This window comes from Sulfurimonas sp. (assembly GCF_016744025.1).
In the GTDB taxonomy this organism is placed as follows: domain Bacteria; phylum Campylobacterota; class Campylobacteria; order Campylobacterales; family Sulfurimonadaceae; genus Sulfurimonas.
This window is the reverse complement of sequence record NZ_JADGFC010000216.1, coordinates 1-2,504: the sequence shown is the minus strand read 5'-3', so window position 1 is coordinate 2,504 and position 2,504 is coordinate 1. Positions and strand designations below refer to the sequence as shown.

Below are 2,504 nucleotides of genomic sequence, written 5' to 3'. Positions count from 1 at the left end.
TAGAGCTTTTTTACAGCCATTTGTAAATAAACCTTTGTTTACTACTACTATACCGAACTTTAATGAATGTTTTATGCACCCGTTTTTTTACTTAAGTCAAATTATATTAAAAATAGTTGGTTATAATTAATAAATTAAGTGGTTTTTAAGGTGGCGACTTGGTGTCAAATGTAAATGTCATAATTCTCCTAGTGTATTTGCCATGTGAGCTTAACTATTTATTCAACATCATTATATATAGAATAACCTTAAGATGGATAGTTAACTATCATGGTTTATGACTGTTACTATTAGTATCTGTGCAATAGTATGACAATTTGTCATACTATTGTATTATTTTAAATATTTTACTTATTATTCTTAAATATACAGTGATGGTTAATTGGCTCACAGACAAATAACAGCCTCAAATGAGTGTTAATAGTTCATAATCCTACATAACACTCATGATGGTACTTAAGCGAAAGGATTTGTTATGGAAGTAAAAAGAAAATTATTGGATTTAGTTCGAGACAAGATTAGATTTAAGCACTATAGTTATTCAACTGAGAGAACTTATGCCCATTGGGTAAAGCATTATATTTTATTTCATAAAAAGAAGCATCCTATTGAAATGGGCAAGATGGAAATAGAATCCTATTTAACAAAGTTAGCGATAAAAGATAAAGTATCTCCAACTACTCAAAATCAAGCATTTAGTGCTATTTTATTTTTATATAAAGAAGTACTTGGTGTAGATATGAGTGAGTGGAACATTCGCCCTGAAAGAAGTGCCCTTGGGGTGCAAGCTCTTCGTGCACAGGAGAGAAAACATATACCAGTAGTTTTGACTAAAGAAGAAGTTGTAAAAGTTTTACAAAATATACCTAGTCAATACAGCTTGTTAGTGCATCTAATGTACGGTTGTGGACTTAGGATGAGTGAAGCTTTAAACTTAAGAGTAAAAAGATGTAGATTTTGGATTTGACAAGGTTTATGTTTGGGATTCCAAATCACTTAAAGATAGAACCGTGCCTTTACCTCAAAAATTAAAGGCAAAATTGATTGAACAAGTACAGAGCGTTGAAATTCTTAATAAGGATGATTTAAAAGATGGTTACGGAAGTGTTTTTATACCTTATGCTTTAGAAAAAAAGTATCCTCGTTCAAAATATGAAACTAAGTGGCAGTATTTATTTCCTATGAAAAGTATCTCTTGTGATCCAAGAACAAAAGAAAAAAGGAGACATCATGTTATGGCTCAAACATTAGGTAGAAACATAAAAGTAGCATCTCAAAAAGCAAACTTAAACAAGCGAGTAACTTCACATATATTTAGACATAGTTATGCTACGCATCTACTCCAAGCCGGCATAGATTTACGAAGCATACAAGAGTTATTGGGTCATAAAAGTGTAGAGACAACTATGATATACACTCATGTAGTTTCAGAGATGAACAAGGTTAAAGTTATAAGCCCATTAGATTTTTAAAGGAAAATTATTATGAAAAAGGTCTCCTGCGCTACATACGAAGGTATAGATGCTAAGGTTGTGCATGTTGAGTCTACTTTGACAAAGGGACTTCCCTCTTTTTCTATAGTTGGCATCGCATCTGCATCTATCACTGAAGCAAAAGAGCGTGTGAAGTCTGCACTTTTAAGTAATGAGTTCTCTTTTCCTCCAAAACGCATAACTATTAATCTAGCTCCAAGTGATTTAAAAAAGGAAGGTAGTCAGTTTGATTTGAGTATAGCACTTTTGGTTGCGCTTGATTCTTTAGAAGATGATTTGAGTGAGTGGTTTGTGTTTGGAGAACTTGGTCTTGATGGTAGTGTAAAAGAAAACATTCAACTCTATCCGTTGATGTTATCTTTAGCAAATCAAAAAGTAATCTCTAAAGCTATTGTTCCATATGAGAGTTTGCAAAAACTATCTAAGATACCAGGCATAGAATTTTACGGTGTAAAAAATCTCCAAGATGCTATAGAGCTACTTAGAAATCAAGAGACAGCATCTCCTAGTATAGAGCAGACAGATATTGCATATCCGCATTATGAAATCAAAGGAGAGAAGTATTACTACATAAATGATTATGATGAAGATTTCAGCGATGTAAAGGGGCAAGAAGTAGCAAAGAGAGCGGCACTAATATCATCGGCTGGCTTTCATAACATTCTCTTTGAAGGCTCTCCAGGATGTGGTAAAAGTATGATAGCAAAACGGCTTAGATATATACTACCTCCAATGAAATCTGATGAGATACTAGATGTTGCAAAACTTCAAGCTTTTGAGATGCTAGAACCAGAGTTTAAACCTCATAGGAACATGCGTTCACCACATCACACATCTACCCTTGCCAGCGTGTTTGGAGGGGGTTCACATAAAGCAATGATAGGCGAAGTAGGTTTGGCTCATAATGGTGTTTTCATAAACTAGGTATTAACTATTTAATTTACTATTATTAATCCCAATGATATAGACTTTTATTAATAGTTAATATTTTACTATTAAAGAAATAGAGTT

The 2,504-nt window shown here is 33.1% G+C and carries 2 protein-coding genes and 1 pseudogene; all 3 read left to right on the top strand.

The annotated features are described in order from the left end of the window. The first annotated feature begins 475 nt into the window (after window positions 1-475). The 3 genes and pseudogenes from QZZ48_RS15360 to QZZ48_RS15350 all read left to right on the top strand — a co-directional run bounded on the left by QZZ48_RS15360 (window position 476) and on the right by QZZ48_RS15350 (window position 2,417). Window positions 476-967 (top strand): phage integrase N-terminal SAM-like domain-containing protein, encoded by a 492-nt coding sequence (locus QZZ48_RS15360; protein ID WP_294967133.1) that lies wholly within the window; start codon window positions 476-478, stop codon window positions 965-967. A gap of 37 nt (window positions 968-1,004) precedes the next feature. Then, a pseudogene (locus tag QZZ48_RS15355) lies at window positions 1,005-1,472 on the top strand (tyrosine-type recombinase/integrase); the annotation flags it as partial. A gap of 12 nt (window positions 1,473-1,484) precedes the next feature. Beyond that, on the top strand, window positions 1,485-2,417 hold the full coding sequence (locus QZZ48_RS15350; protein WP_294967132.1) for a magnesium chelatase domain-containing protein: 933 nt from the start codon (window positions 1,485-1,487) through the stop codon (window positions 2,415-2,417). Window positions 2,418-2,504 lie beyond the last annotated feature (87 nt).

What these genes read in the sequence shown, in the direction of transcription:
- QZZ48_RS15360 (WP_294967133.1), top strand. Translation starts at nt 476, where the DNA reads ATGGAAGTAAAAAGAAAATTATTGGATTTAGTTCGAGACAAGATTAGA.
- QZZ48_RS15350 (WP_294967132.1), top strand. Translation starts at nt 1,485, where the DNA reads ATGAAAAAGGTCTCCTGCGCTACATACGAAGGTATAGATGCTAAGGTT.